Here is a 26,854-nt window from a genome sequence, read left to right on the forward strand (position 1 = left end):
TAACTACGCTCGTAAGGACGACCTTAAGAGCGCAGCCTCGCTATCGTAACTTGCTCGCGCAAGGCGGCCCTCGCCGGAGGCGTACAATGCAAGGTACCAAAGCTGGGAGATATTTCGCTGGCGCCGTCCTACAGCCTCCGGGCTGACAAGCCTGCGCCAAGCGCGAGTCTGATGCGGTTTTGCAGTGACATATCGTAGAATGGTAGCCGACTGGCGCCAAGGCGCGGCGGGGTCTCAAACTCAACCGCCTCTGCCTCTCCGAAATTTGTCCTTGGGCCGCCGCTTCAGCAGATACGATCGAACTTAGGACCTTAACCAGGTCGGAACGACATTTGCAAAACGCAACAAAACGCCGTAGCACGAGCGTAGAGCGCTACCTCCGGATCAAAGCTGGCAGGTTAGTAGCGAACCATCACGTTGGGCGTAGCCGGCAGATAACCACGCCGACTTGGGTCGATGCGCCCTCGGGAATGCAAATTTCCTCAATGACACCGGCATGCTGCACTTCGATCTCGATCGTCGTCTTTTCGGATTCCACTTCCGCGATGATCTGGCCGGGTGAGACGGTCGAGCCTTCGGAAACGTGCCATTTCGTCAGGTCGACCTCGACCGTGGCCGCGCCCATCTTGGGGATTTTGATACCGATCATTTCGCATAACTCCATACAGCGCGGATCGCCTGGTCCAGCTGTTTTGGAGAAGGCAGGACCGCAGCTTCAAGGTCGGGATTATAGGGCATTGGGATGTCAGCGCGCGTGATGCGCTTGATAGGCGCAACGAGAGACGAAAAAGCGTGTTCGCCCAGAACCGCGCTGACTTCGGAGGCGTAGCCGCAGCTGCGGTTCGTGTCGTCGTAAATGACAACGCGTCCGGTCTTGCGCACGCTCTCAAGCAGGCCGTCTCGATCGAAGGGCAGCAGGGTGCGCGGGTCCCAGACTTCGACGCTTATGCCCTGTTGCTCGAACAATGACTCTGCCACCGCGAGCGCCTCAGGAACGAGATGTCCGACAGCCACAACAGTTACGTCTGTTCCGGGCCGCCTGACCTGTCCCTTGCCCAGGGGCACCGTATAGATTTCCTCTGGCACCTCGCCTTTTTGCGGGAGAGACATCGCGGACGCGATAAATACGACGGGGTCTTGTTCGCGGATCGCTTGGATCATGAGCCCCTTCGCATCATAGGCGGTGGACGGGCAGACAACCTTGAAGCCGGCATGCACCAGATATGGGTAAGGGTTGTCGGAGTGTTGGCCCGCGTTGCCGCCTCTCGTTCCGGAAACCATGATGGTGTACGTAATCGGCAGATCTGCCTGGCCGCCCAACATCAACCTCATCTTCGCTGCCTGGTTGACCAACTGATCGAAGGCAACATAAATCAAAGACGGAACCTGGAACTGGACTATCGGGCGCAATCCGGCCAGCGCTGCGCCTGTGGCGAAGCCGGTGAACCCTGCCTCCGAGATAGGCGTGTCCAGAACGCGGTCGTCGCCAAAGGCAGCGTGCAAGCCTTTGGTTTCGCCTCGAATGCCGCCCCTGATGTCCTCGCCGATAATCATTACAGAATCGTCTTCGGCCATGACCTGTCGGTAGGCCTCGTTCATGGCCTGAAGGAAACGAAGCTGTCTCACTGCTCTGCTCCCTGGGCGGGGGTGTAGGGATAGTTCACGGCATACATGTATTCCAGCGCGTCTTGCGGGGAAGGCGACGGACATTGACGAGCGTACTCTACGCCCTCGGCGATTTGCTCATCGACCTCTCGCTTCATGCGCTCGATGTCTTGGGCGGAACAGATTGAGGCACCGATCAGACGTTCGGCCCAAAAATCCAATGGGTCTCGTTCCTTCCACTTCTCGATTTCCTCTTGGGTTCTGTAGGTCGTTTTCATGTGACGTTCGCCGGAGTAATGGCCGAAGTATCGGTAGGTGTCGCATTGAATAAAGGTCGGACCGGCGCCGGACCGCGCGCGCTCGACGGCAGAAAGGGCGACTTCGAATACGGCGCCCACATTCATGCCGTCGACTTTCGTAGTGGCCATCCCGTACGCATTTGCGCGCTCGTGGGGTTCTAGGATGGTCACGTCGCGGAGCGGGGTAGTCATCGCGTAGAGGTTGTTCTCGCAGACAAATATGACGGGCAAACGCCAGATTGCCGCGAGGTTCATTGCTTCGTGAACAACGCCCTGATTGATGGCACCGTCGCCAAAGAACGAAACTGCGACATACGGCTCACCCGCTGCTTTAAACTTGTGCGCCGCGCCGCAGGCAATCGGAGTGCCGGCGCCCACAATCCCGTTGGCGCCAAAAATCCCTCGTGCGAAATCGGCAATATGCATGGAGCCGCCGCGGCCTCTGTTGTAGCCGGCGGACCTGCCGAAAAGCTCCGCGAACATTTTTCCAACGTCGCCTCCCTTCGCCAGCGTATGGCCATGCCCTCTATGGGTACTCGTCAGGATGTCTTTGTCTGAAAGCGCACCGCAGATACCGACAGCTACAGCTTCCTGCCCGCAATATTCGTGACAGCTGCCAGGAATCAGGTCATCGTCGACAAGTTCAACTACTTTTGTGTCGAACTGCCGAATTCGAAACATGTCGGAGTACATTTTCCGTGCCAGTTGGGGCGGCAGAATGTTGGACATCAATTACCTCCGCTTGAGATCTCTTTGAGGCGCGCTTCCGCTGGCCTGCCAAATCAGTGTCCCAGCCGCTCCTAATGTGAACGGCTCGGGCCCTCGGCAATTTGCGGCCCGGGTCGTACGGACTACAACGACGTATATCCGCCGTCTGCTGACAGGATCGACCCTGTGCAGAAACTTGAAGCATCACTTGCCAGATAAAGCACAGCTGAAGCTATTTCCTGCGGCGTCCCTATGCGCCCGAGTGGTGTCTGCTGGATCCACCGATCGTGCGATACGGCAATGTCGGTTTTGGATGGGTCCAGCATGTCAGTGGCTATGTAACCGGGTGCAACCGCGTTGACGCGCACGTTGAATTTTGCCCACGCACAAGCCAAGGACTTGGTCATCATGTGAAGCGCGCCTTTGCTCGCGATATAGCAGGTATTGTTTTGCGGCTGGGTTACAATGAGACCGCACATCGACCCGATATTGACGATGTTCCCGGAGGCGCGGGCGGTCATATGACGGCCGAAAGCCCGGGAACACCAGAAGGGCGCATCGGAGTTGACGCTCATCGTTTTCAACCATACCTCATCGAGGGTGTCGAGCGCCTCAGCCTTAGGTCCCACGCCAGCGTTGTTGACCAGGATATCGACGGGACGCTCCGCGTTAAGCTCGTCGGCCACCCTTGTGACGTCGGCCGACTTAGTTACGTCAATGATCCTGTAGGCAACCTCCAGGCCTTCGCCCTTCAGGTTTTCTGTAGTCGAATGCGCAGCGCCTTCATCCAGATCAGCGAGAACAACAGCTGCACCTGCTTGTCCAAGAGCCCGACAGATCTCCAGACCGATACCGCGGGCGCCGCCCGTGACAATCGCGCGTTTGCCCGCTAGGGAAAATCTATCCAGGTAGTTCATTTCCAATTGGTCCCTCGTTGGAGTTCGTGGTCTTGAGTTCTATCCGCGACTAGCAGCCTTCTAGGCATCGCGGGTTCGGGGGGCGTTACTGGATTCTCGGGGCGTTACTGGATTGTCGGCCTCCAATGCCTCAGGTCCGGCTTCGAGAGCCAATGGCGGCTTAGGAATTCGGGGACCATCGTTAAACAGTCCCCGGCCTAAGGGTTGACGTCAGCCTAGCTTTCTAGCCAAACGTTTTGAAGGAATAACGAAAAGGTGGGATGCATTGCATGGTTCTTCACCTTGCTAGTTGTGTGGCAGAAGACGCTCTGCCAATACGGCTGCATGATCACTCCGGAGTCTTGTAGGATCTGCTCGACATCCTTCATTATCTCACGCCGCTTGTTTACGTCATTTACTCCTAGGGCCTGGTTGAGCTTGGCGTCAAATTCGGGGTTAGAATAGCCGGATTCGTTCCAGGCTTCGCCCGTGCGATAGGCAAGTGCAAGTGTCTGCACGCCAAGTGGTCGCATGTACCAGGACGTTAGCGAGTAGGGATATTTAGCCCAGTCGTTCCAGTAGAGCGTACCCGGGATGATCGTGCGCTTAACCTTCAAGCCCGCATCACGCAATTGTGCCGCAATCGCATCACCCGTGTTCTTGTTCGAGTCTTCATCGCTTGTGATTAATTCATGCTCAAAGTCGGCGCGGCCGGCGTCTGCGATCAGCTTCTTGGCACCTTTTACATTTGGAGATTTCTTTGGAAGCGGATAATATTCCGGATGGATTGGGCTGACATGGTGATCCTCAGCAATAACCCCTCGTCCATAGTATCCGAGCTGTAGAACCGCATTTTTATCAACTATCATCTGTAGTGCGTTTCGCACGCGCTTGTCGTCATAGGGCTTATTCGTTACATTCGTACGGGCCACAATCGTCGTAGCAGTCGAAACCTCCGATTTAACTAGCCCCATTTTGCCCAATATATCGACGAAATCTACTGGTGTGGAGAGGTCGAGGTCTATTTCGCCGGAGTCAAAGGCATTCACAGTTGCCTGGAAGTCGGTTCCACAATCAATAAATTGCACGCCATCGAGCAAGGCTTCGCCACCCCACCATTTGCCCTTCTCGCGCCGTTTGACCTCGGCCTTGGTCCCTACCGAGTGAGACACCAATTCGAAGGCGCCAGTTCCAATCGGTGCCTTGATAGGGTCGGCGCCGTCAGCATCAAAGGTTCGGTGGACGAGAAGGGCAGGGTAATCAGTAAAATTCGCTATAAGTGCAATATCGGGCTTGCTGAGTTTCAGCTTGACGGTGTTGTTATCGATCTTGTTAATCGCACCGTCCCTTGCCTTTCCGCTCGTGGCGTCCATAAGCCCAGCGACGCGACCGGCCATTGAATTGCCAGGTACGCTCTTGTCGCACCAGCGGTTGAGATTGTGAACAACATCATCCGCGCTGAACGCGTCACCGTTGGTCCAGGCAATCCCTTTCCGTACATGAAGTACATATTCAGTGGCGTCCTCACTGACTTCCCAGCTTTCCAGCAACACAGGCTCGAAGGTGAATTCGTGCGTGTAGCGGACCAGCGGCTCCAGCCAGCAGCGAACAACGTTGGCAGCCTCGACGGTATCAAGTAAACGAGGGTCCTTCTGGCCTAGAACAGGCATGGCCACGCGGAGGGTGCCGCCCTTCTTTGGCTCTTCCGCGTAGGCAGATTTCGGTAGCGCCGCCCCGATCAAGCCATAAGCCATTGCGGCAGAAGCTCCGAACGTGCTGGCAAGCGCAAGGAACTCGCGGCGATCCACTGTGCCAGCCTTAACCTCGCTTGCCATCTCCTCGATCACGTCGGGGATGCGGTTCCCATTGCTTTTAAAGAGTTTCATTTTTCTGCTCCCTTTGTGTTCCCGTTGTCCTCGCCGCGAAGGCACCGAATACCTCATGAATCGCTTTCGATTTTTCGCGGCACATCTCCCTAGAAGCTGCGATCGACAAGTGTCTGCCCAGGCATAGACTTTACGGGAGTGTCGGCATCCCAGATCGTGTCCCGAAACTCAGACAAGCAACTAACCCTGCCATTCCCAGCTTGGCGTCTTCGGCTGCAGATGCGAAGCAGCCTCAGTTGCTAGCGATCGATGATAGGCAGGAGCAGCGGTCTTGAAAATGCACAAAACTTTGCATCAGTCTTAAACACAGTTTATGTCTGACGGTCCAACGTAGGCATCGCAACAGTTGGTCCTTAGTGCGCGATAGGATTGATACCCCGATGGCGCTTCAGGGTTAATGCGGTCGCTTGACCGGTGGCGTGCAACCACAGATTCAGGAATGCAGTTCGCATCCGGATTATCGGAGTCAGAATTAGACCGGGCCGCGAATCCGGGGCGGGAAACGTCGCAAAAATCCAGGCGACTACGCCATCAATAGCAGGTCAAAGGGGCATTTTGTTAGGTTTTCGACACCATTGTCGGTGATCAGCACCTGCTCTTCCAGTTTCACTCCTTCGCGCCCCCCTACGGCGCCGACGTAAGCTTCGACGCAGAGCGTCATTCCTGGTTCGAGTACATAGTCGAAGGCACCCGGGATGAAATCTTCAGGATAAAGGATGGCCGGGTATTCGTCACAAAGCCCAATACCATGCATCATGACACCATAGCGCTGCTCAACGAATTCAGCCGGCAATTTGTGGCTCTCTTCGGTAAGTTCGGTGAACGACACACCAGGCTTCAACATCGCCATGTTGGTCATAATGTGCTCGGTTGCAATTGCATGCAGTCGGCGCTGCTCGTCAGTTGCTCTGAAGTCGCCGCAGTACCATGTGCGCGAGAAATCAGCACACATCCCGTAGGGCCCGACCATGTCGGTATCGAAAGCTACAAGATCACCTGGCAAAACACGGCGGGGACCGGCTTCCTGCATCCACGGATTTGTTCTCGGCCCGGAGGTCAGGATTCGTGTTTCAATCCACTCCCCGCCGCGTGCAATGTTTTCTGCGTGCAATAGAGACCAGAGTTCAGTCTCGGCTATTCCCGGTTGCAGACGCTCGCGCATCTTCGCGACAGCAATCTCGCATGTGGCCAAGGAGCAGCGCATCGCGTTGATCTCATCGACACCTTTGATGACTCTAGCATGCTCCATCAGCTGCATTCCGTTGCAAATCTCGATCCCGACGGCATCCAGTGCCCGAAGGCCAGGGGTTTCGATCTTGTCGACGGCAAGGCGCCGGTTTTTGCCGCCAAAACGGCGTATGAGTTCATCAATCTGCCCCGCGAATTTCTTGGCGATGGCCTCCTCTTCGTCAGCAGCGGATTGATGCAGCGATAGCTGGCCGGGACGGCTGTCACGCTGCGGCGACACACGCGATTTTGTTCCAGATTTGCATGGCAGCGTTACGCAGGTCTCGATGTAGAGCCGATGACAGCGTATTGCGGGGAAAGTGGAACAGGTTGGCAATGGGATCATGGATGGAAACGAACCGCTGAAGCTGGCGTGCCGACTTGAAGCGTTTCATGGTCCTTTCCCGTCGTCGGGTCGGCTGGTGCGAATTTTCCGCTCGATTATTGAGGCCTTTGTGCGACCGGTGTTCGACACCGGGCATGAGGTCGCGCCTGGCGGCATCATAGGACCGGAGCTTGTCGGTGATCATGACCCGTGGTGTCTGCCCTTGAGCCTTCAGCAACTTGCGCATCAGACGCTTTGCCGCCTTGGCATTTCGGCGGCTTTGCACCAGCACTTCGAGGACGAAGCCGTCCTGATCGACGGCACGCCAGAGCCACTGCGTCTTGCCATTGATGGCCACCACACATTCGTCGAGATGCCATTTGTCGCCCAGGCAGCCGGCTGACCGTCGCCTGATCTCCCGGGCGAAATGCCGTCCGAATTTCTCCGCCCAGCTTCGAATGGTCTGGTGCGTGACGATTATGCCGCGGGCTGCCAGCATGTCCTCAACCATGCGCAGGCTGAGCGGAAAGCGAAAGTAGAGCCATACCGCGTGCGCAATGATCTCGGCGGGAAAGCGGTGGCGACGATAGAGCGTATCACGAGCAACTTCTGACATGGCCCATGTACGCACATCTTCATCAGCCGTCGGTTAATTTTACGGTGCCTCGCGCAGGCGGATGAAGTCCTCGACATGTTCCTCCATGATACGGATTATTTCAGCGATCGGCTTGCAAATGCCAATTTCGTCAGGGCTGATGGCGACTGTCTTTCCGAGGTGGAACGCCAATGCGCCGCTGTGATGTGCCCACAGACGGTGAGAAATTCTTGTGGTAGTCAACCCATATAAGGTTTGTCCCACAGGAGTAGATGCGTCCCAATGCCCTTCTGCTTGGCTGTCTTGTAAATTTCGTAGCCCCAGCTGATGTCGAAAACCGCCATGCCACAGGCGATGAAAACCACACGGTCCGTTGCACCCTGGCGGCCTGGCTTATCGCCATTGACGACATCGCCAAAACCAATTGAATCCTTCAGCGCGGGAAGCTTGCCGGCGTCGATCAATCGGTAGAATGGCCCACCTATAACGCCACCGTAGTAGGCATCCTTATTGCCGGAAACGACGGCGTCTTCCACATAGGCTTCGTGCAGTGGAGTATGATCATAGATGATGCGGGCGCTCGTCCAGAAGCTCTCGTCGGCGTGGGCAGGTCCTGAAATCAGGATCGTGGCGCCCTCTTTGATCCATTCATCCTTGAAATGAAGCGGCTTGAGGCGCGATGCCGCGACGGTGATCACATCTGCGTTGCGGAAACCGGCCTCAGGTTCATCCACGCCAACGGCCTCGATCCCATACTCTTTGCTGATCCAGCCGGCAAATTCCTTGGCCTTGTCGAGGAAGAGATCGAAACAGACAGCCCTCTCGATCGAGCGCAGCTGGGTCATGATCGCCGCGACACAGGCTTTGTTGATCGGGCCACAGCCGATCACCGAAATACTCTTGGCATGCCTGTTTGCCAGATGCCTGGCGGCCACGCCCGGTACGGCGCCTGTTCTCGCCGCGCTAAGCAGATTGGCCGACATCAGCGCGAGCGGCGCGCCGGTGTCCTTGTCGTTCAGCATCATGGTCAGGATTGAACGCGGCAGACCCTTTTCCGCATTGGCGTGGTTCGAGCCGTACCATTTGTTGCCGCAGACGTCGAAGCGGCCGCCCAGATACCCAGGCATGGCGGCAAATCGGCGGTCCGGCCCGGCCACCGGCATGTTAGGGAACTTCGTTTCCTTGGGAAAAACGATGTTCATGCCGTGATTGTTGTGGTTGGCGCCCCCCATCAGGTAGTCGCCCTTGCCGAGGAGGCTGAAAGTCTCCTCGCAGACGTCCACGCAGCGAGAGGCGTCCAATACACCAGCTTCAATCGTGTCAGGCTCGGAGAGAAAGAGGAAGTCGATCTTAGGATACATTGAAGAAGCCCCTTTCGAGCGATTAAAATTTGACCAGTTTCGAGATGTCATAGAGGCGGCAGCCTGGGCTCGCCGCATTGGCACGCATCAGAAAGTTCAGTTTTTCGATTCGCTCGCCGGACCGTGGCGCGCCGTTCTTCTGCAACGGCACCTGAAGCCCTACGGAGAAATCCATGACCACGTCGTCAACCACGCCGCCGGAGCGTCCGGAGGGTACGGCGAGCATGCTGTGGTCTGCGGCAAAGCGGTAGGCGTCGAGCGCCTCGGTGATCGTGCCGACCTGGTTCGGCTTCAAGATGAAGCCGTCGACCGCTTTGAGGTCGTGGGCGCGCCTGAGGAAGTCGATGTTCGTGACGGTCAGATCGTCACCTAGAACAATCGTTCGATCGAGCGTCCGAACCGCCTTCCGATGGCCTTCCCAATCGTTCTCGTCGAGCAGGTCCTCGATGAAGACGAGGTTAAATTTTTGAGTGAGGCTCTTGGCATAGCTGATGAGCTCTTCCGAAGTGACGCGCCTGCCCTTCAGCAAGTATTTGCCGGTTGCCTTGTCGAACATCTCGCTGGAGGCACAGTCGAGGGCGAAAGCGATCCTGCCGCTGTAGCCGCAGGCCTCGATCGCGCGCTGCATCAGAGCAAGGATCACCTCCGGGTCATCGGAGGGCGCGGCATAGCCATAGGAAGATGCCACCTGCGGCTTGTGGCCGAGATGGTCGGTGAGGACATGCGCAAGCTTCTGAAAAACGGTGACCGCCATCTCGATCGCGAAATCGACGCTGTCCGTGCCGTATGGCACGATCAGGAACTCGTTGAACGACTGAGTCAGGTGCTCGTAGCGCCCGCCGTTTATGACGTTGAAGCATGGGACCGGCACGGTCCGGATGTCTCCGCCCGCTACGTGCGCATAGAGTGGGACCCTCAGCGAGGCCGCCGCGGCGCGGAACGTCGCAATCGAAACCGAGTAGATGGTGTTGCCGCCAAGAACCTTCTTCTCAGGCGTGCCGTCGAGGGTAATCATCATGTTGTCGATTGCACGCTGATCGAAGACGTTCATGCCCTTCAGGGCCGGACCGATGATATCGACAGCAGCGGCCACGGCCTTGTGGACGCTCAACCCGTTGTAGGTGGTCGGGTCGCCGTCGCGCAGCACATACGCTTCGTGCATTCCGACTGAGATGCCGGTCGGCGCCGCGCCTCTTCCGATTGCGCCGCTCTCCGTGCGCACTTCGACCTCGATGGCAGGCCGACACTTGCAGTCTATGATCTGCTGCGCCCTGACTGAGACGATCCTGTCCTGCATCCCGGCACCTACCCGCTTATCTCGGGTACATAGACGATGTTCAGGTCGCACAGGTTCGTGCCCGTATTGCCGGTGAAGACGATATCGCCGATGGCATCGAGCGCCTCGAAGCAGCTGTGCTCGCGCAGAGCGCGAAACAGGCTGGTCCCTTTGTCCGAGGCGGACTGGAAGCTGGTGCTGTCGGTGATGCCGCCCGCCACCTTGGTCGTGCCGTCGGTGCCTTCGGTGTCGATGGAAAGCAGGCATGCGCCTGGCGCTCTGGCAGCGGCGATCGCGAAGCTTGCGGCCATCTCTTGGCCCGGGCCACCACGGCCCCTGATCACGCTGCTGTCGGGGATGAAGGTGGTCACCTCGCCTGAACTCAGCAGCACGCAAGGCGGTTTGATGGGATTGCCGTAAGTCTGGATTTCACGCGCCATCGAAGCAAAGAAGGTTCCGGCATCGCGGCTTTCCCCTTCCAGAAATGACGACACGATCAGAGCCGGTATGCCCATCTCGTCACAGATCTGCTTGGCGTAGATGCAGCTGTCCGGCAGCGTGTTAAGCAGGAAATACGTATTGTCAGGAAAGGCTTTCGGCGTCTCGCCTTCGGGCCCGGCGTTCATCAGATAGTTGACTATCGATCGCGGCAAACGCTCACCGAGGTCGCGATTGATGATCGTGGCGCGCGCATCGTCCAGCGTTGTCGTGTCGGGCCCAATCGGCGTGCTCTTGTAAGCGGCGTATGGCTTGCCGATGTCGCCAGTGGCGGGTGAGCCAACTGCGTCCGAGATGCCAAAACCGATCAGCTCAGCCCCAACGTCTCGAATGCGTTTCGCCAGCATCCCGCCATTCATTGCCGAGATATGACGACGCACCGCATTGATCTCGTAGATGCCGGCGCCGGACTTCAGCAGCACATCTGTGGCATCGATCTCGTCCTGCAGAGAAATACCCTCAATCGGGCAGGACATGAGCGCGGAACTGCCGCCGCTGATGACGACGATGAACAGATCCTCCGGCCCTGACTTCTGGACGAGATCGATCATCATCTTCGAGGCCCGGTAGCCCTCCTCGTTCGGAAGAGGATGGCCGCCAACAAAGACCTTGGTCTTGCGGAACACGTCGGTGTCCTCGGCGACCTTCACGATCGCCAAACCCTCCGTCAGGTAGTCGCCGAGGATCTCATCCAGCGCCATCGCCATGTGGTTGCAGGCCTTTCCGGCACCGAAGAGATAGACGTTGCGCTTCTTCGACAGGTCCCAGGTTCTCGCGCCGACATGGAGGAGAGAGCCCTCCATGCGCGAGATGCTTTTGATCCTTCGATAGCTATCGAGCCGCGCCAATGTTCGATCCGCAATCTCAAGCACGAGCTTGCGCGATGCCGCACGGCCATGTGAGAGGATTTGTTCCGGGTTTCTGATCTTGATCATTTTTGGACGCAACTCGGCTCCCCCGTTGTCGAAAGACAACGAGTTCCCATCCTTTGCTTGGTCGTTGGTTTAGTTACTTGGCCAGATGCTTGTCCTAGCTTGCGCTAGATTAGGCGGTGCAATTCAGCCCTCCGTCCACGTAGATCTCTGAGCCAGTGATGTAGGCCGAGTCATCACTTGCAAGGAAAAGCGCGGCTTTGGCGATATCCCAAGCAGTGCCAGTCCGCTTCATCGGAATGCGAGCGGCACGCGTCTTGGCCACGGCGTCGAAATCAATCTCGGCCTCGGACTTTCCGCTAGTCTGGATGGTGGCATCGCGCGCCATTGGGGTGTCGATGACACCCGGAAGGATGGAGTTCGCCCGCACACCCTGAGCGGCGTAAGTCGCGGCCAGGTTTCGTGTGAACGACACCACGGAGCCCTTTGAGGTGTTGTAGGCGATGTATGGGGCGCCCAAATTGCGGAAGCCAGAGATCGACGAGATATTGATGATCGATCCCGCGCCCTGCTTCAGCATTTGCGGCAACGCATGCTTGCAGGGCAGGAAGAACGCCTTCGTGTTGATGTTCAGGATGCGATCCCAATCTTCCACCGTGGTGTCGAGGGGGCTGCCGGCCTTGAGGATGCCGACGTTGTTATGAAGCACGTCGAGGCCGCCGAACGCGTCGACGCAGGCCGCAACCATACTTTTCACCGAGCCCTCGTCGGTCACGTTTCCCGCGAAGACTTCCACCCGACCACCTTCGCCACGGATGATTTCCGCGGTCTCCTCGGCGGCAGCCTTATTCAAGTCGACCGCAAGAACCTTGGCACCCTCACGGGCAAAAAGCACCGCCGCAGCCTTGCCGTTGCCCCAGCCGGGCCCCATCGAACCTGCGCCGGTAACCAATACGCTCTTGCCTTCAAGACGCCCTGACATAACGATTCTCCCCTTAGACGCTGTGGAGGAAGTGGCTCATGCCGCCATCCACGAACAGCAGTTGGCCGTTGACGTAGGAGGACGCGCCCGACAGCAGAAACACGGTGGGCCCGCCCAGTTCAGACGGATCCCCCCAACGCGCCGCCGGCGTGCGCACCTTGATCTTGTTTGCGAAGGCCTCGTCCTGCAGGCGCTCCTTGTTGATGTCGGTCACGAAATATCCGGGTGCGATCGCATTCACGCGAATGCCATGGGCTCCCAGTTCGGCCGAGGCCGCGCGAGTGAAGCCAACAATCGCTCCCTTCGCCGCGGTGTAATTGCAAATGCCGGCGCGCGGGCTGGAGAATGCGATGGACGAAATGTTGACGATGCGGCCACGGTCGGCAGCGTCCGATTTCTTCATTTCGGCGGCGGCCGCCTTGGTCAGCAGGAATGGGGCGACCATGTGGACCGACATGATCTGTTCATAGATTTCGGCGGTCTCTTCCCAGATGGTGTTGTGCAACAGCATGCCGGCGTTGTTGACGAGGCCCCAGATGCTGCCATGTCGTTCGATGATGGTCGGGACCGCAGCGGCAATTGCCTCGCGGTCAGCCATTTCGAAGGCGAGGTAGTCAGCCTTGAGGCCCCTTCCCTCCAGTTCCTGTTTGCGCGCTTTTCCAGCGGCTTCGTTGCGTCCATGAAGCACTACGGTTGCGCCGGCCTCGGCGGCGGCTTGAGCGGCGGCCCAGCCGAGACCGCGCGTCGACCCGGTGATCAGAATGACCTTTCCGTCAAGGGAGAATGGGTTCTTCATCGAAGTTGTCCTACTTTGCGATTGGTTTCTCAGATACAGTGCCGAGCTTGCGCCCGATCAGGCTCGCATGCGCTCGGCTGCGGCGTCGTAGAACGGTTTCAGGCTGGCCTTCGCAGGCTGGGCGCGGCCATTGACCTGGATCGCGAACTTGCCGCCGGCGATAAATTCGGCCGTCACCGGCTCGTCGGCGCCGACGTATCCCATGCCGATCGCCGCCCCGAGATGATGGGCGTAATTTCCAGATGTCAGGTAACCCACCGGCTTGCCGTTCATAAGAATGGGCTCATTGTGGAAGAGCAGCGGCTCCGGACTTTCCAGAAGGAAGGATACCATCCGCTTTTTGCCGATGCCCGCCGCCTTCTGTTCCAGGAATGCGTCGCGCCCGATGAAGGGCACGTTCTTGTTGGGCTTCGCCGTGAAGGCCAGGCCGGCGTCAATGAGGTTGTCCTCGTAGACGATGTCGTGGCCCCAGTGACGGAAGCTCTTTTCCAAGCGCAACGCATCCACCGCGTGCATGCCGACGGGGCGCAGTCCAAAGCCTTTGCCGGTTTCCAAGAGAGCGTCGAGGAACGTCAATGCGTCCGCGGCAGGAATGTAGATCTCCCAACCAACTTCGCCGACATAGGAGATGCGCTGCGCCCACAGCCGAACGCCTCCTGCGTTCATCCAACGGCCGCTGCCGAATGCGAAATTTTCATTCGAAAGATCTTGGTCGGAGAGTGACTGCAAGACGGCCCTCGCATTCGGCCCCTGCAGCGCGATGACCCCAAACGCGTCCGTCACGTCTTCAATCTTGACGTCGCTTCCGGCTTCGACGTGGCTATTGAGCCAAGACCAATCCTTCACATGGCTTACGCACGCGGTCGTAATCATGAACTCGTCGTCATTGAGTTTTACGACTGTGAGATCGGCTTCAATGCCGCCGCGCTCGTTCAGCCACTGGGTGTAGACGAGCTTCCCGGCCGGTACGGCCACGTCGGCACAGCACAGACGCTGGAGCAGGTGTTCGGCATCGGAGCCCGTGACCTTGAACTTGGCCAGCGACGTCAGGTCGTAGAAGCCGACGTTCTCACGAACGTTCTTGTGCTCCTCGGCGGAATAGGAAAACCAGTTCTGCCGTCCGTAGCTATATTCATACTCGGGCTTGACGCCCTTCGGGGCATACCAGTTCGGCCGCTCCCAGCCGGCGACCTCGCCATGCACCGCGCCAATCTCGACGAGGCGATAATAAAAGGGCGATTTGCGGATGCCACGACTGGATCGGTATTGATAATAGGGCCAGTGCATCGCGTAGGAGCGCTCGAGCGCTTCCGCCACCCGGTTCTCGAGATAGGTCTCGTCGCCCTGGAAGGGCATAGCGCGGCGGCAGTCGCTTTCCCAAACGTCCATCGGCGGATAGCCAAGGTCGATCCACTCGGCCATCACCTTGCCGATCCCGCCTGCACCGCCGATGCCGCGGCTGTTGAAACCGCACGCGACAAAGAAGTTCTTCAAAAGGGGCGCTTCCCCCATCAGGTGCTGATTGTCGGTGGTGAAGCTCTCAGGACCGTTGAAAAAGGTCGAGATGCCGATCTTTTCCAGCACGGGATACCTGATCATGGCCCTTTCGAGATATTTCTCGAAATGGTCGAACTCGTAGGGCAATTCGCCGAAGCTGAAATCGGCAGGCACCTTGGACATCGGCAGCGGGTTCGCGTTGTCCTCGAAGAAGCCGATCAGCAGCTTGCCGGCGTCTTCCTTGAAATAGACGCCGTGGTCGAGATCCCGCATGATGGGCAACTTGCTCGGCAATCCGGGAACCGGCTCGGTCACCACGTAGTAGTGCTCGCAGGCAAACAGCGGCAGCACCACCCCAACCTGCTTGGCCAGGTCGCGCGACCACATACCTCCGGTGAGAACAACCTTCCTGGCGCGAACTGTGCCTTGGCTGGTTTCAACGCCAGTCACCTTGTCGCCGTCGGTCAGAATCTTCGTGACGGTGACTCCCTCACGAACCGTGGCGCCATTCATGCGCGCGCCCTTGACCAGCGCCATGGTGACGTCGATGGGATTGGTTTGACCGTCTTTTGGCAGATGGAGGCCACCGACCAGATCGCTGGTCACGATACCGGGGTAGAGCTCTCCCAAAGTCTTGGGCCCGACAACTTCCACTTCGACACCAAATACGCGCGCCATTTCGGCCGTACGGGTCAATTCCTCGAGACGCGCTTCGGTCTGCGCGAGCGAGACTGACCCATTGCGCTTGTATCCCGTCCCCTGGCCGGTTTCGGCCTCAAGCTCTTGATACAAACGGTGCGAATAGGCGCCGAGCTGAGTCATGTTCTTGGTCGGCCAGAGCGTGCCGACCAAGCCGGCGGCATGCCATGTCGTGCCGCATGTCAGCCGGTCACGTTCCAACAGCAAAACGTCGGAAACTCCGCGCTTCGCCAAATGATAAGCGATTGACGCGCCGCCGATGCCACCACCGATGATGACGACCTGGACTTCTTCAGGAAGACTGGACATGCTTGCTCTCATTCACGGTTTAAGCGCGACATGAGCCAGTCCGCCCGAATGTTGGACGCTGTGCTTCATCGCTGCCTGGATTTGATCGGTTCCGAAGCATTCGGCACGGAAAGCCGATAGATCGATCGCGCGTGAGGCGATCAGTGCCAGTACGTCCGCGGCAGTCTCATGGGGAAACCAGAAAGAGCCAACCACGCTATTGCTGTTGCGCATCAGAATACTCGTGTCGAAGGCCGCGCGGGCGGTCAGGGCGCCGACAAAAGTGATGCTCCCCAAGCGACGCAAACGCTCCGACAGGGATACAGATTTAGCTGCGCTGTCACCGCCCGCGCAGTCGAGCACGAGGTCCAGCGGTGTTTGATCATCCGCCCCCTCCACCACGATGCGCCAGTCCAGCGCGGCCACCTCGTCAAGAACCGCAGTCCGGCGGCCGACAAGTCGAACCTCGGCCACGCCGATAGCCAACGCGACAAGAGCAGCGGATGTGCCCAGCAACCCCGCGGCACCGTTGATTGCAACGACCATGCCGGGCCGGAAGCCGCCCCGCCGGAAGCCAGCCAATGCGGTTGCAAACCACCCCGGCCGGCACAGGATTTCGGGTGCCGCATTGATGCCGTCGGGAACCGGCGTGAAGCAATGTTCCGGCCCGACGAACTCTTCGGCGAAGGTTCCGTTCGGCCATTTCGCCAAATGCCGGCTGGCAGCAGGCGTCAGTCCGAAGCAGCCAATGAACCCATGGTCCGCCTCGGCGCCAGGGCCTTCGATATACATGTCGGAATAGACGGACTGGCCGCGACGCAAGGGGCTGTCCGGATCAGCCGTTTCTTCGACCACGCCGATGGCGCATTGGCCGGGCGTGAATGGGCGTGGAGGAGTCCGCCAGTTGCCGGAAGGGAGGTGCTCGAAATAGGGCGGCAGGAACGCAGCCTGAATCCGGACACGCACGGCGCCAGCCGGCAGCGTCGGCCGCTCGACCTCTTGCGGCACGAACTGAGGGTTGCCTTCGATAACTCGGACCGATTTCATCACCCTGCCCTCAGGTTCGAGCCGGAGCCGCCAGGTTCATCCAGACGGTCTTGACTTCCGTGTACTGCTCATGCGCCTCCAGGCCATTGTCTCGGCCGCCGAAGCCTGATTGCTTGAAGCCTCCGAACGGGGTCGACATGTCACCTTCGGAGTAGCAGTTCACCGACACCGTGCCGGCGTTGATCTTGCGAGCAAGGTTATGAGCCTTGCCAAGGTCGGTCGTGTAGAGCGAGGCCGTCAGGCCGTACTCGGTGTCGTTGGCCAGTTCGATCGCGTGATCGTCGTCCCGCGCTTCCACGATCGTCAGCACCGGACCGAAGATCTCCTCGCGATAGATCGTCATTTCCTGCGTGACGCGGTCGAACACCGTCGCCTCGATGAAATAGCCCGGGCGATCGACTTGATTGCCGCCGCAAGCCAGCCGTGCGCCCTCCGCGCGCCCCTTCTCGAGATATTTTTTGATGTTGTTGCAATGACCTTCGCCGACGACGGGACCGAGTTGGGTGGTCGGCTCCAGGGGATCGCCCAGCTTCCAGTTCCTGCAGACCGCGACGATCTTTTCGACCAGTTCGTCCTTGACCGCCTTGTGCACGATCAGGCGGCTGTTCGAGGCACAGTTCTGGCCCATATTGGTCAGGATCGAGAAAGCCTGTTGTTCGGCCACGAAATCAAGGCTCGGAGCGTCGGCCAGCACCACTGCCGGATTTTTCCCGCCCAACTCCAGGACAATCCTCTTGAGGTTCGAACGCTGCGAATAGTCCAGGAACTTGCGTCCAACCTCGGTGGACCCGGTGAACGAAATGATGCGCACGTCGCGGTGCAACCCGAGCGACTCGCCAACATTCCCCGACCCGGTGACGACGTTCAACACGCCTGCGGGCACCCCTGCTTCGATGGCAAGTTCGGCCATGCGCAATGCGGTCAGCGTGGTCATCTGCGACGGCTTCAGCACCACAGAATTGCCGGTCGCCAATGCCGGGCCCAGCTTCCAGCCAGCCATCAGCATCGGGAAGTTCCACGGAAGCACGAGCCCGACCACACCCAGCGGCTCGCGGACAATCAGGCCGAGCGCGTTGTTATCTGTGGGAGCCGCTCGCGAAAACAGCTTGTCCTGCGCCTCGGCGTGCCAGGCGATCGTGGCTGCCGTGCATGGCACGTCCACCGTCAAGCAGTCAGTAATCGGCTTGCCGGAGTCGAGGCTTTCCAGGACAGCGAGTACCCGAAGGTTGTCGTTGATCAATTGAGCAAATCGCGCCAGCACCGCCTTGCGCTCCGAGGGGTGCTTGTGCGACCACACGCCGGAATCGAACGCGGCCTTGGCAGCAGCGACAGCAGAATCCACATCGGACGGACCGCACCCGTCGATTTCCGCAAGAACCTCGCCGGTAGCTGGATTGACGCTCTTGAAGGCTCTGCCGTCCCTGGTTTGACGGTAGTCGCCGCCGATGAAAGGACGGGAGGGCAGTTTAAGCGCACGAGCAATCGCAAGCGCGTCGTCACGAGTGAAGCTTGTCATGTTTATTCCAATGTTCAGGCGGCGATGGGCTTCAACCGATAGTCTGGGTCTTCCTTGTCGAGGATCCCGACAAGGGCGCGGAAGTGCCCTTCGGAGAAGCCGGGATAGTCGCGCCACTGGCGCGCTGTCTTTTCGGCGACTTCGTGCGGCAGGCGCTTGACTGGCTTGCCGGTCGAGAGGGCGAGCACGAGGTTCATGCAAGCACGCTCCAGATGATAGAGCGCGTCGAAGGCGTGCGCGACGCTCGGGCCCACGACCATGACTCCGTCGCCGCCAAGGAGCATCACGTCTTTTTCGCCCAGAAGCTCGGCGACGCGCGCCGGCTCCTCAGGGTCGACGAACATGCCGCCATAGTCCTTGTCGTATGCCACATTGCCGTAAAACCGCGCCGTGTTCTGGCAGATCGGCAAGATTTCCGGGTCTTCCAGGCAACTCCAGGCGGTTGCGTAGGGCATGTGGGTGTGCAGGATGCACTGGGCGCGCGGGATATTGCGGTGAAGATAGGAATGCAGTTCCCATGCGGTGCGGTCGAGGGCCCCCGGACCGGCCGGTTCCTCGTCGGCGGCCGAACTCAGCAAAAGCAAATCGCGCGCTTTGATCTGCGAGAAATGCACCATGTTGGGATTCATGAGAAATCGATCGCCCTGCTGGTCGAGCGCGACCGAAAAATGGTTCGCCGTCGCCTCATGGAGGCCAAGGCGCGCTGTCCAGCGGAACGCGGCGGCGAGATCATTGCGCAAGCGTGCTTCTAGAATATTCATGGTCCGCCTTCCGGAGATCTTGCTGGCGCGGCGGGACTACGCCGCCTTCTCCAATTGCAAGGGCTTAAGGGCCGCAGCAATCTTGGCTTCCTCTTCCGCCCCGACTTCGCAGACAGGAGCGCGCACGGTGCCGCCGTCGAAGCCCATCTGACGTGCGGCGGCCTTCACTGCAGGGATGTAGTCGTTCTGCCAGCAGTAGGCGACGATCGGGAACATTGACTGCCACAGCTTCAAGCCTTCTGCGTGGTGGCCGCCGTCGATGAGCTCAAAGAGCCGAACCGCCTCGCGCGGGAAGATGTTAGCGCAACCCCAGATCGTGCCTGCCGTGCCCAACATGAAGGAGAACGGTGCGTTTGGATCGGCGCCGTTGAGGATGTTGCCGCCGCATGCCACTAGCGCCTGCTGCTTGCACAGATCGCCAGAGCTGTCCTTGATGAAGTTGAAATTGTCCAACTGCAGCAGCCGAGTGTAGAGCTTGGGAGTGAGTTCGATCCCCGTCGCTGCGGGAATGTTGTAGCCGATGACGTCGATGGACACTTCCTTGCAGATCGCTTCGTAGAAAGCGAAAATGCCATCATCATGCTTAGGCCCCTCGAAAAAGGGCGGCAGGATCATCAACGCATCTACACCGGCATCCTGCGCGGCCTTGGAGCGACGGATCACCTCTTGCAGGTTGAGCGCCGAGGTCTGCGCCGTGACCGATGCACGTCCATTGATGCGCTTAACGCCGGCTTCGAACAACTTGTTGCACTCGTCCTCAGTCAGATAGGCATGTTGCCCGGTCCCGGAACTCAGCACGAAACCGTGCATTCCGGTTTCCAGGTACTGGTCAAGCAGCTTGTCCCAGCGGCTAAAATCGATCGACCCGCCCTTATGGAAAGGGGTCTGCATCGCAAGGTTGATACCTATTAGGTTGGCCATGTCCTTCACTCCTGGATCTACGGCGAGCTTCGAAGATGCGACAATCGACGGCGCCACCGTCTTCGAATGAGGTTTGCAGATATCTTTGAGCTCAGCCGTCATTCGTCTCTATGTTGAACTTAGACCTCCGCGCCTGCCTGCTTGAAGCGCAACGCTGTCAAAAAACGAACGCCCAATGCTGTGACAAGTTTTGGATAGGGCCTGCTCGGTACAGCCCTCTTCTGAAGAATGTCGATCACCGGCGAGCTTTGTCCGGCAGCCAACTCCGCGACCGCTTTCCCGAAGGCCGCGCCCCTGGCCACGCCTGTTCCGTTACAGAATGCTGCGCCAAAGACGTTCGTCGTCAACTCACCGAAAACCATCCCACCGTTCTGAGCGAGGGTCAGCAGGCCGCCCCAACTGGCCTCGAAGCCAATGGAAGAAAGCGCGGGCCAGCGACGATCGAACGCAACCTGTTGGTGGATCCGAGCCCTCATTACGTCCTGCGTCGAAGTTTTGAAATTGGTCGCATATGCGTACACGTTTCTGAGGAACAGGCGGTTGTCGGCAGTGCGTCGAACGGTAGTTCCAAAGCTATTGGCTGGGATTAGGCCATATGTCTGCCGGTTGCCGATCTGAGCGAGCTCGGCTGCAGTGAGCTGCCTCGTCATGCTAGCGAAGGTGTATAGCGGTATAGCTCGGTTGTCGAAAAACCCGAACCTTGTGAGATAGCCCGCCGTGCAAATAATGACCTTTGCGGCGGTAATCTTGCCATTTGGCGTTTCGCAGATATGTCTGGAGTTCCCGAACTCTACTGCAGTAATCGGCGTATTCTCATGCACCGTCACGTTGGCGGGTAATTGACGCGTGGCATTCTTCAGGTACTTAGCCGGCTGCAAGAGGATCGTACCGGGATGGTGGAGCGCTTTGATATAGTGCTTGCTGCCGGTCATAGCTTGCATCTCCGGCTTCTCGACCCAGCTATAGTTCTGGCCCAAGCTGTCGAGCGCGGCCGCGAAATTATGCAAGTCCTTGACCCCATGATCAGTGGCCGCGGAATGATATTTTCCTTGAGGATCCCAGTCGCAAAACACTCCATGCTCTTCGACTGCGCTTCGAATATACGCAATCCCCTCTAAGTTGACGAAGAGCTCCTCGTTGTTCCCCTTGATGTCTTCGAGAAAATCGCGCTTGCGTGGATTATGGGCCAAGTCGATCACAAAGCCCATGCAGCGACCGGATGCGTTGTTCCCGATGCGTCCGGCGTCGACCAGCACCACAGAGGATTGGGGTTCGAGTTCAGCATATCGGCGAGCAGCGTGCAGGCCCATCCACCCGGCACCGATCACAAGACAGTCGCACGAAATATCGCCGCGCTGCGGCGCCAGATCCAGATCGGGACCCGAAGTAGCATACCAACCGGAAGTGGTCGGGTCCGAGTGCGGGGCCTGTACAACGATCCGTTTGTTTGTCGGGCTCTTTGATGAAGTCACTGCGGTCCCCGCCTTCAAGGCGGGTCGTGCTGTCTCGCGCCCGGCTCCGCCATACGTTAGTACTGGGCGTATAAAGCACGCTGTGCCCTGCGGCTGGTAGACCGAAAAGAAAATGTCTGATATAGGCATGGCTTATGTCAAAGCTCCGGGCACTCGTTCCATCTACGCATTCTCTTTTCGTGTTCGAAGCTGCCGCCCGCAACCTCAGCTTCAAGCGCGCGGCCGTGGAGTTGAATGTAACTCAGCCGAGTGTGTCGCTATCCATAAAGACGCTCGAAAAGCACTGCAGAGTTGAGCTCTTCGTGCGAGACAATCGCGGTGTAAGGCTAACCGAAGCCGGGTCAGTGCTTTACGACGAAGTGCGGGCTGGCTTCCGCAGAATCGAGCAAGCCTTTGAGAGAATTTCAGAGCGAGGCACGAAGTATATAAGCTTTGCGGCGTCGATGTCGCTTGCTGCGCATTGGTTGGCACCGCAGCTTTATCACTTCCAGCAGGAGCATCCTGATATAAGGATTAAGGTCGTGGCAACAGACCGGGATGTGGAGCCCGACCATGAGATTGACGTGACGGTATGGGTGCGTCGGCGGGATTTCAGTCATAGCAACGCTTGGTTCATATCAGACGAAATTATCTTTCCCGTGTGCTCTCCGACCTACTTGGCTTCACATCCGCAATTGCGCTGCGTGGACGATCTCACTCATCATCAACTAATCCACTCTTCTGACGCATATCGTAAACGCATGGGTTGGTCTGAATGGATCGAGCTTGCGGGGGGAGATTCGAGTCAGGTTCGAACCGACATAGTCTTCAACGATTATCAGCTGGCATTTCAGGCGGCTCTATCAGGCGAAGGCATAGCGCTCGGCTGGTCGTTCACCAACCAATATCACCTTAAGAACAGAAATCTTATCCGCCCTCTTCCGGATGAAATCAGAACGGATCGGGCCTTTTTCCTGGTCGCGAATGACAGGCTTGGCCAGAGCGAAAAAACGAAAAAGCTTGTCGACTGGGTCTTGGCCCAGTCTGAGGAGCTGCGACCATAGTCGATGCGTTAGCTCGTGCGGAACCGGCCTCTGCAATCGCTGGGCGCAAGTCCATGAATTTCCCTGAAGCACTTGGAGAAATGCGACGCCGACTGAAACCCGCAGGCGATTGCTACTTCCACGAGGCTTAGGCTGGTCCCATCGACAAGTCGTCGAGCGTGTTCGAGCCGAACTCGCTTGTAGTGCCTCGACGGCGAAGTTCCGACGTGGGCCAGAAACAGTCGTTCGAGTTGGCGTTTGGAGATCTTGCACAGCTTACCCAACGTCGTGAGAGTCAGCGGGTACTCTATGTTTTCCTCCATAAGGTGGAGCGCTGCTTTTAGTTTCCCGTTCACTCCAGCAAACGCGAGACCGGCCGGGGTAGTTTGTCGGTCGCAACCAGAGCGGCGATCCACCGCGGTGGCGTAGCGGCATACCTCTCGACAGATGCCTGCACCCGCATGACCGGCCACCAAATCGAGGGCGAGATCAAACGCAGCGAGTTCACCGGCACACGTAGAAAATTGTCCATCCATCACAAACAAGGCATTGCAGATGTCTGATTCCTTGAAAGTTTCGGAAAATGCCGCCAAGCGTGACCAATGGATAGTGCAGCGCGTATCCGTCAGCAGACCTGCCTGCGCAAGGAGCCAGGCCGCGGTGCCGATGGCAGTTATCCTGACGTTCCGGCGGGCAATGTTGCGTAGGAGCGAATTGACCTTCGGCAATTGGCGGGGGTCGAGAGGATCGCCTGCAACGATGACGGCCTGGTCATATCTGTGGTCGCCTGTCACGAAATCGCCAATGTCGGCCGTGGCCCCAACCGAGAGTCCGCTCGAACTTGAGACTGACTTGCCATCGAGACTGAGCACTCTCCAGCAAAAGAGCTCCCTTTCCGCCAGCAAATTTGCAACGCGCAAGGGCTCGATATACGCCCCGAGCGCCAGATGCGAGAAGCCCGGCAAGACGAGAATAGCGAGACTAAGTGGTTTTTTATCGCCAACAGCTTCAATGGCGATGGAGCCGACGTCCGCCGTTACGACTTTTGAATGCACGTTCATTGGTTCATATCGATTAGGAACTCGTGGCCGAAAGGCTACACACTACGAACGTTGTGTTTGCGCTTTATGAAGTCCTTGGCGGTCTCGACCGCGACCGCGGCGTCGCGGCAATAGGCGTCGGCGCCGACGGCCTTGCCGAATTCCTCATTGAGCGGCGCGCCGCCGACCAGCACGACATAATCGTCTCGGATGCCCTTTTCCTTCATCGTGTCGATGACGACCTTCATGTAAGGCATGGTGGTGGTGAGCAGCGCCGACATGCCGATGATGTCGGGCTGATGCTCCTCGATGGCCGTCATATACTTTTCAACGGAATTGTTGATGCCAAGGTCGATGATTTCAAAGCCGGCGCCTTCCATCATCATGCCGACGAGGTTCTTGCCGATGTCGTGGATGTCGCCCTTCACGGTGCCAATAACCATCTTGCCCTGCTTGGGCGCGCCGGTGGCGGCCAGCAGTGGACGCAGGATCGCCATACCGGCCTTCATCGCGTTGGCGGACAGAAGCACTTCGGGCACAAAGAGGATGCCGTCGCGAAAGTCCTCGCCGACGATGCGCATGCCTTCGACCAGCGCTTCTGTCAGCACGTTGTACGGCACCCAGCCGCGCTCAAGAAGGATGTTGGTGCCAGCTTCGATCTCTTCCTTCAGCCCGTCATAAAGGTCGTCGTGCATCTGCTGCACAAGTTCCTCGTCGGAAAGTTCGGAAAGGATGATCTCTTCGTCGGACATGCTCTATTCCCCGATATAAGCTGTATTATTCAACTGCCGGCACCCGTCCTGCGGGTGCCGGCAGGCGCACGCCCGAAAGCTTGGGAGGTCGAAATCAGGCGGCAAACCTACTTAACTGGACACCTCTCACTTTCGCACAGGATCAGGCTAGGCTGGGCGAAATCTCCTCGTGACGCTTCGCAACGAACGCGTCCAATTCTTCGCGGACCGCAGCATCCATCGGCGGCGGTTCATAGCCTTCGATAATCGCCTTTGCCTTCTCGCGGCAGCGCTGGGCCATGTCCTTGGATCCTTTAGCTTTCCACTGCTCATGGCTCAAGTAATCGAGGATCTCTGGCGCGATGAACGCGTCCTTGAAGCGCTTGAGTGTGAATGAATCGCCGAGATAGTGTCCACCCGGCCCGACCCGACGGACGGCTTCCAGGGCCTCATCGAAGTAGTCGAACGATATCCCTTGCGCATACTTCGCAATCAGGAGATTTTGCTCGGCGTCCGCCACGAACTTGGCCAGGCAACAAACCATACCGGCTTCATCCCACCCACCGGCGTGCAGGAAGAGGTTTGACGTTGCCGTAGCACCCGACATGTAGGCGATGGCGGATTCGTATCCTGACTGGGCATCGAAGGTTTTCGCCGAGGACTGCGAGGCGGTCGTTCTCCATGGGATGCCGTATCGCCTCGCCAGTTGGCCAATCACCACGTTCAGGAGTGTTACCTCGGGCATACCCGACATGGGAGCTCCACTGCGCATGGAAACCGACACTGAGTACTGTCCGTAGATCATCTTGGCACCAGGGGCCGTGAGTTGCGTATAGGCCAGCCCCGCGAGCGCCTCGGCATTTACCTGGGCGGCAGTCGCGGCAACATCTGCGGGTGTGTTAGCGGCGCCAAGGACGAAGGGAGAGAGCAGGACAACTTGGTTAGCCTCAGCATAGACGCGTAATCCTTCGAGCATGGTCGCGTCCCAAACGAGGGGAGAGTTGCCTGATATCTGACCAATCATAACGGCGTTGGACTTCATGAATTCGGCGCCATGAGCGATGCGAGCCATAGCGATCGAGTCTTCAGAGCGCTCCTGCCCGGTAGTCAAACCGAAGTACGGAAGATCCGTCTCGACGAGGCTGGAACGGTTGATGTGAAGGTGCCGCCATGGAACGGCGATATCCGTAGGTTCGCATGTAAAGCCGCCGGCCACGTGGAAGCCCGGCAACATTTGCGTCATCCGGTTTAAATCCTTGAGGTCTTTGATCGTCGAAGACCGTCTCACGCCATTTAAGTCCCGAACATTGGGGGCCCCCTGCATGGTGCCGAAGGTCAACGTGTCCGGTGAGATTGTAACTCGCCGGTCAAGGTCACGGGATCGCAGTTCGAAGCTACGAGGTGCCTTGGCAATTAGGTCCATCACCATTTCCGGCTCGAGGTGGACCCGCTGACCCTGGACATCAGCTCCCGCTTCCCGCCACTGCCGGAGCGCGGTTTCATCACGGAAATCAATTCCAATTTCGCGAAGAATCGCCAGCGATGCCTGGTGAATTCGCTCAAGCTGGTCGGGACTAAGGGCCTCAACCGGCTTAATCCCGTAGCGAATGGTCGATAGACGCGGCGTCTTTTCGGCCGCTCGAGAGGCCACGAGCGATGAACGCCCGCCGCGGCGGCGTGTTGCAGGGGAGAGTTCCGACATGATGCAATCCCACTTTGCCACAGACCAGCTTCGTTCCTTGAGCTGAGACTGGACCTTGATGTTCTGCTAACAATATGAGGTGGGAAATGCGTAGGGAACCCCCAAAAGACACGGTTCGACATAAGCGAAACTTATATCAAGAGACACTTCTCGCGACTGGAGTGCGGCGCGGGGCCGCTAAGCCATGCAGCGAGGCGCCTGCTGCATGGGTTCCGGTCGATGAAGTGTAAACCTCGTCGATGAGCTGTGGGCCGTTTGCCCTCGGGTGCACGGCAGCAGGCCGGCTATGCCCTCGCGTTCGAACGCGGCTTGGCCTTGATAGTAGGTTGACCATGACAGACCGCGTTATCGGCCTTGTTGACGCCGTCCAGGGTGTGCGGACGGCTTCGGATAGCATGATGGTATTGCCCGACGATCTCGAATGCGATGTAGCGCTCAAGCTCTCGGAGTGTCAGCGCGGCATGGCGTTTGGCATCATACTCGCGCCGTTCCTCGATGTTGCTGGAGGTCGATCCCGGAAGCAGCTGAACCGCGCCCATCTGCGTGCCGATCAACCGTTCTATGTGGCCGCCGAAATGGGGAGTGCCCGGCGGCCGCCAATCGAGCTTTGTGCCTTTGTCCCGGCAAGCGCGCTGGAATGCGTGACTTCGAAAGTAAGAGCCGTTGTCGACATGTATCGTTCATGGGTATCCCTCTCCAGCAACCACGTGGTCTTGGCGAATACGGAGTGCAGTATGCATAAGCTTGTCGACAATCGCGAGGGCGCGTCCATGGTCAGATAGAGGCCCGTAACCATCCGAGAAAAGACAGGGCCGTCCGAGCGGCTGACGCG

Annotated in this window: 23 protein-coding genes; 1 reads left to right on the forward strand and 22 read right to left on the reverse strand. The window is 58.3% G+C overall.

The window, feature by feature from the left end; translation table 11 throughout:
• Window positions 1–412: 412 nt before the first annotated feature.
• The 18 genes from NKH36_RS32100 to NKH36_RS32185 form a co-directional block, all read right to left on the reverse strand.
• Window positions 413–649 (reverse strand): biotin/lipoyl-containing protein, encoded by a 237-nt coding sequence (locus tag NKH36_RS32100; protein ID WP_352964842.1) that lies wholly within the window; start codon window positions 647–649, stop codon window positions 413–415.
• A complete protein-coding gene (locus tag NKH36_RS32105; protein WP_352964839.1) occupies window positions 646–1,626 on the reverse strand; it encodes an alpha-ketoacid dehydrogenase subunit beta in 981 nt (326 codons plus the stop codon). The genes NKH36_RS32100 and NKH36_RS32105 overlap by 4 nt, the downstream gene beginning before the upstream one ends.
• Entirely contained in the window at window positions 1,623–2,633 is a 1,011-nt protein-coding gene (locus NKH36_RS32110) for a thiamine pyrophosphate-dependent dehydrogenase E1 component subunit alpha (RefSeq protein ID WP_352964836.1), read from the reverse strand. The genes NKH36_RS32105 and NKH36_RS32110 overlap by 4 nt, the downstream gene beginning before the upstream one ends.
• Before the next feature lie 122 nt (window positions 2,634–2,755).
• Window positions 2,756–3,529, reverse strand: a complete 774-nt coding sequence (locus NKH36_RS32115) for an SDR family NAD(P)-dependent oxidoreductase (protein WP_352964833.1) — start codon at window positions 3,527–3,529, stop codon at window positions 2,756–2,758.
• A gap of 215 nt (window positions 3,530–3,744) precedes the next feature.
• A complete protein-coding gene (locus NKH36_RS32120; RefSeq protein ID WP_352964830.1) occupies window positions 3,745–5,394 on the reverse strand; it encodes an ABC transporter substrate-binding protein in 1,650 nt (549 codons plus the stop codon).
• Between the two features lie 523 nt (window positions 5,395–5,917).
• A complete protein-coding gene (locus NKH36_RS32125; protein ID WP_352964826.1) occupies window positions 5,918–6,862 on the reverse strand; it encodes a M24 family metallopeptidase in 945 nt (314 codons plus the stop codon).
• Window positions 6,846–7,562 carry an IS6 family transposase gene (locus NKH36_RS32130; protein ID WP_502912160.1) on the reverse strand — a complete coding sequence of 239 codons (717 nt, stop codon included), beginning with the start codon at window positions 7,560–7,562 and terminating at the stop codon, window positions 6,846–6,848. Before NKH36_RS32130 ends, NKH36_RS32125 begins: the two co-directional genes overlap by 17 nt.
• 218 nt (window positions 7,563–7,780) lie before the next feature.
• Complete coding sequence (locus NKH36_RS32135; protein ID WP_352964821.1) at window positions 7,781–8,902, reverse strand: tyramine oxidase subunit B; 1,122 nt, start codon at window positions 8,900–8,902, stop codon at window positions 7,781–7,783.
• Window positions 8,903–8,924: 22 nt separating this feature from the next.
• The gene (eno, locus tag NKH36_RS32140) at window positions 8,925–10,199 is read right to left on the reverse strand and encodes a phosphopyruvate hydratase (RefSeq protein ID WP_352964818.1); all 1,275 of its coding nucleotides are present in this window, start codon (window positions 10,197–10,199) and stop codon (window positions 8,925–8,927) included.
• A gap of 8 nt (window positions 10,200–10,207) precedes the next feature.
• Entirely contained in the window at window positions 10,208–11,611 is a 1,404-nt protein-coding gene (locus NKH36_RS32145; RefSeq protein ID WP_352964816.1) for a glycerate kinase type-2 family protein, read from the reverse strand.
• A 109-nt stretch (window positions 11,612–11,720) separates the two neighbouring features.
• Entirely contained in the window at window positions 11,721–12,530 is an 810-nt protein-coding gene (locus NKH36_RS32150; RefSeq protein ID WP_352964813.1) for an SDR family NAD(P)-dependent oxidoreductase, read from the reverse strand.
• 13 nt (window positions 12,531–12,543) lie between these two features.
• Window positions 12,544–13,326: an SDR family NAD(P)-dependent oxidoreductase gene (locus NKH36_RS32155; RefSeq protein ID WP_352964810.1), complete on the reverse strand. Its 783-nt coding sequence runs from the start codon at window positions 13,324–13,326 to the stop codon at window positions 12,544–12,546.
• A gap of 57 nt (window positions 13,327–13,383) precedes the next feature.
• Window positions 13,384–15,831, reverse strand: a complete 2,448-nt coding sequence (locus NKH36_RS32160; RefSeq protein ID WP_352964807.1) for a GcvT family protein — start codon at window positions 15,829–15,831, stop codon at window positions 13,384–13,386.
• A 12-nt stretch (window positions 15,832–15,843) separates the two neighbouring features.
• Window positions 15,844–16,818 (reverse strand): alcohol dehydrogenase catalytic domain-containing protein, encoded by a 975-nt coding sequence (locus tag NKH36_RS32165; protein WP_352964804.1) that lies wholly within the window; start codon window positions 16,816–16,818, stop codon window positions 15,844–15,846.
• Window positions 16,819–16,867: 49 nt separating this feature from the next.
• The gene (locus NKH36_RS32170) at window positions 16,868–18,373 is read right to left on the reverse strand and encodes an aldehyde dehydrogenase (RefSeq protein ID WP_352964802.1); all 1,506 of its coding nucleotides are present in this window, start codon (window positions 18,371–18,373) and stop codon (window positions 16,868–16,870) included.
• A gap of 14 nt (window positions 18,374–18,387) precedes the next feature.
• Window positions 18,388–19,134, reverse strand: coding sequence for a class II aldolase/adducin family protein (locus NKH36_RS32175; protein ID WP_352964799.1), 747 nt, complete (start codon window positions 19,132–19,134; stop codon window positions 18,388–18,390).
• A 36-nt stretch (window positions 19,135–19,170) separates the two neighbouring features.
• Window positions 19,171–20,157, reverse strand: coding sequence for a dihydrodipicolinate synthase family protein (locus tag NKH36_RS32180; protein ID WP_352964796.1), 987 nt, complete (start codon window positions 20,155–20,157; stop codon window positions 19,171–19,173).
• Between the two features lie 17 nt (window positions 20,158–20,174).
• The gene (locus NKH36_RS32185; RefSeq protein ID WP_352964795.1) at window positions 20,175–21,527 is read right to left on the reverse strand and encodes an NAD(P)/FAD-dependent oxidoreductase; all 1,353 of its coding nucleotides are present in this window, start codon (window positions 21,525–21,527) and stop codon (window positions 20,175–20,177) included.
• A 179-nt stretch (window positions 21,528–21,706) separates the two neighbouring features.
• Between NKH36_RS32185 and NKH36_RS32190 the strand changes: the two genes are divergently transcribed.
• On the forward strand, window positions 21,707–22,570 hold the full coding sequence (locus NKH36_RS32190; RefSeq protein WP_352965896.1) for a LysR substrate-binding domain-containing protein: 864 nt from the start codon (window positions 21,707–21,709) through the stop codon (window positions 22,568–22,570).
• A gap of 8 nt (window positions 22,571–22,578) precedes the next feature.
• Here NKH36_RS32190 and NKH36_RS32195 read toward each other — a convergent pair whose 3' ends face one another.
• From NKH36_RS32195 to NKH36_RS34970, 4 genes are all read right to left on the reverse strand, one after another.
• A complete protein-coding gene (locus tag NKH36_RS32195; RefSeq protein ID WP_352964791.1) occupies window positions 22,579–23,610 on the reverse strand; it encodes a GlxA family transcriptional regulator in 1,032 nt (343 codons plus the stop codon).
• Between the two features lie 35 nt (window positions 23,611–23,645).
• A complete protein-coding gene (locus tag NKH36_RS32200) occupies window positions 23,646–24,341 on the reverse strand; it encodes a cobalamin B12-binding domain-containing protein (protein WP_352964789.1) in 696 nt (231 codons plus the stop codon).
• 142 nt (window positions 24,342–24,483) lie between these two features.
• Entirely contained in the window at window positions 24,484–26,022 is a 1,539-nt protein-coding gene (locus NKH36_RS32205; protein WP_352964786.1) for a trimethylamine methyltransferase family protein, read from the reverse strand.
• A 284-nt stretch (window positions 26,023–26,306) separates the two neighbouring features.
• Window positions 26,307–26,699, reverse strand: coding sequence for a TnsB C-terminal domain-containing protein (locus tag NKH36_RS34970; protein ID WP_502912161.1), 393 nt, complete (start codon window positions 26,697–26,699; stop codon window positions 26,307–26,309).
• Window positions 26,700–26,854 lie beyond the last annotated feature (155 nt).

It is taken from the genome of Mesorhizobium sp. M1312, assembly GCF_040318115.1.
Classification (GTDB): domain Bacteria; phylum Pseudomonadota; class Alphaproteobacteria; order Rhizobiales; family Rhizobiaceae; genus Mesorhizobium.

Coding starts and splice junctions, on each gene's coding strand:
- NKH36_RS32100 (WP_352964842.1), bottom strand. CDS start 649: ATGATCGGTATCAAAATCCCCAAGATGGGCGCGGCCACGGTCGAGGTC.
- NKH36_RS32110 (WP_352964836.1), bottom strand. CDS start 2,633: ATGTCCAACATTCTGCCGCCCCAACTGGCACGGAAAATGTACTCCGAC.
- NKH36_RS32115 (WP_352964833.1), bottom strand. CDS start 3,529: ATGAACTACCTGGATAGATTTTCCCTAGCGGGCAAACGCGCGATTGTC.
- NKH36_RS32120 (WP_352964830.1), bottom strand. CDS start 5,394: ATGAAACTCTTTAAAAGCAATGGGAACCGCATCCCCGACGTGATCGAG.
- NKH36_RS32130 (WP_502912160.1), bottom strand. CDS start 7,562: ATGTCAGAAGTTGCTCGTGATACGCTCTATCGTCGCCACCGCTTTCCC.
- NKH36_RS32135 (WP_352964821.1), bottom strand. CDS start 8,902: ATGTATCCTAAGATCGACTTCCTCTTTCTCTCCGAGCCTGACACGATT.
- eno (WP_352964818.1), bottom strand. CDS start 10,199: ATGCAGGACAGGATCGTCTCAGTCAGGGCGCAGCAGATCATAGACTGC.
- NKH36_RS32145 (WP_352964816.1), bottom strand. CDS start 11,611: ATGATCAAGATCAGAAACCCGGAACAAATCCTCTCACATGGCCGTGCG.
- NKH36_RS32150 (WP_352964813.1), bottom strand. CDS start 12,530: ATGTCAGGGCGTCTTGAAGGCAAGAGCGTATTGGTTACCGGCGCAGGT.
- NKH36_RS32155 (WP_352964810.1), bottom strand. CDS start 13,326: ATGAAGAACCCATTCTCCCTTGACGGAAAGGTCATTCTGATCACCGGG.
- NKH36_RS32160 (WP_352964807.1), bottom strand. CDS start 15,831: ATGTCCAGTCTTCCTGAAGAAGTCCAGGTCGTCATCATCGGTGGTGGC.
- NKH36_RS32170 (WP_352964802.1), bottom strand. CDS start 18,373: ATGACAAGCTTCACTCGTGACGACGCGCTTGCGATTGCTCGTGCGCTT.
- NKH36_RS32175 (WP_352964799.1), bottom strand. CDS start 19,134: ATGAATATTCTAGAAGCACGCTTGCGCAATGATCTCGCCGCCGCGTTC.
- NKH36_RS32180 (WP_352964796.1), bottom strand. CDS start 20,157: ATGACGGCTGAGCTCAAAGATATCTGCAAACCTCATTCGAAGACGGTG.
- NKH36_RS32195 (WP_352964791.1), bottom strand. CDS start 23,610: ATGAACGTGCATTCAAAAGTCGTAACGGCGGACGTCGGCTCCATCGCC.
- NKH36_RS32200 (WP_352964789.1), bottom strand. CDS start 24,341: ATGTCCGACGAAGAGATCATCCTTTCCGAACTTTCCGACGAGGAACTT.
- NKH36_RS32205 (WP_352964786.1), bottom strand. CDS start 26,022: ATGTCGGAACTCTCCCCTGCAACACGCCGCCGCGGCGGGCGTTCATCG.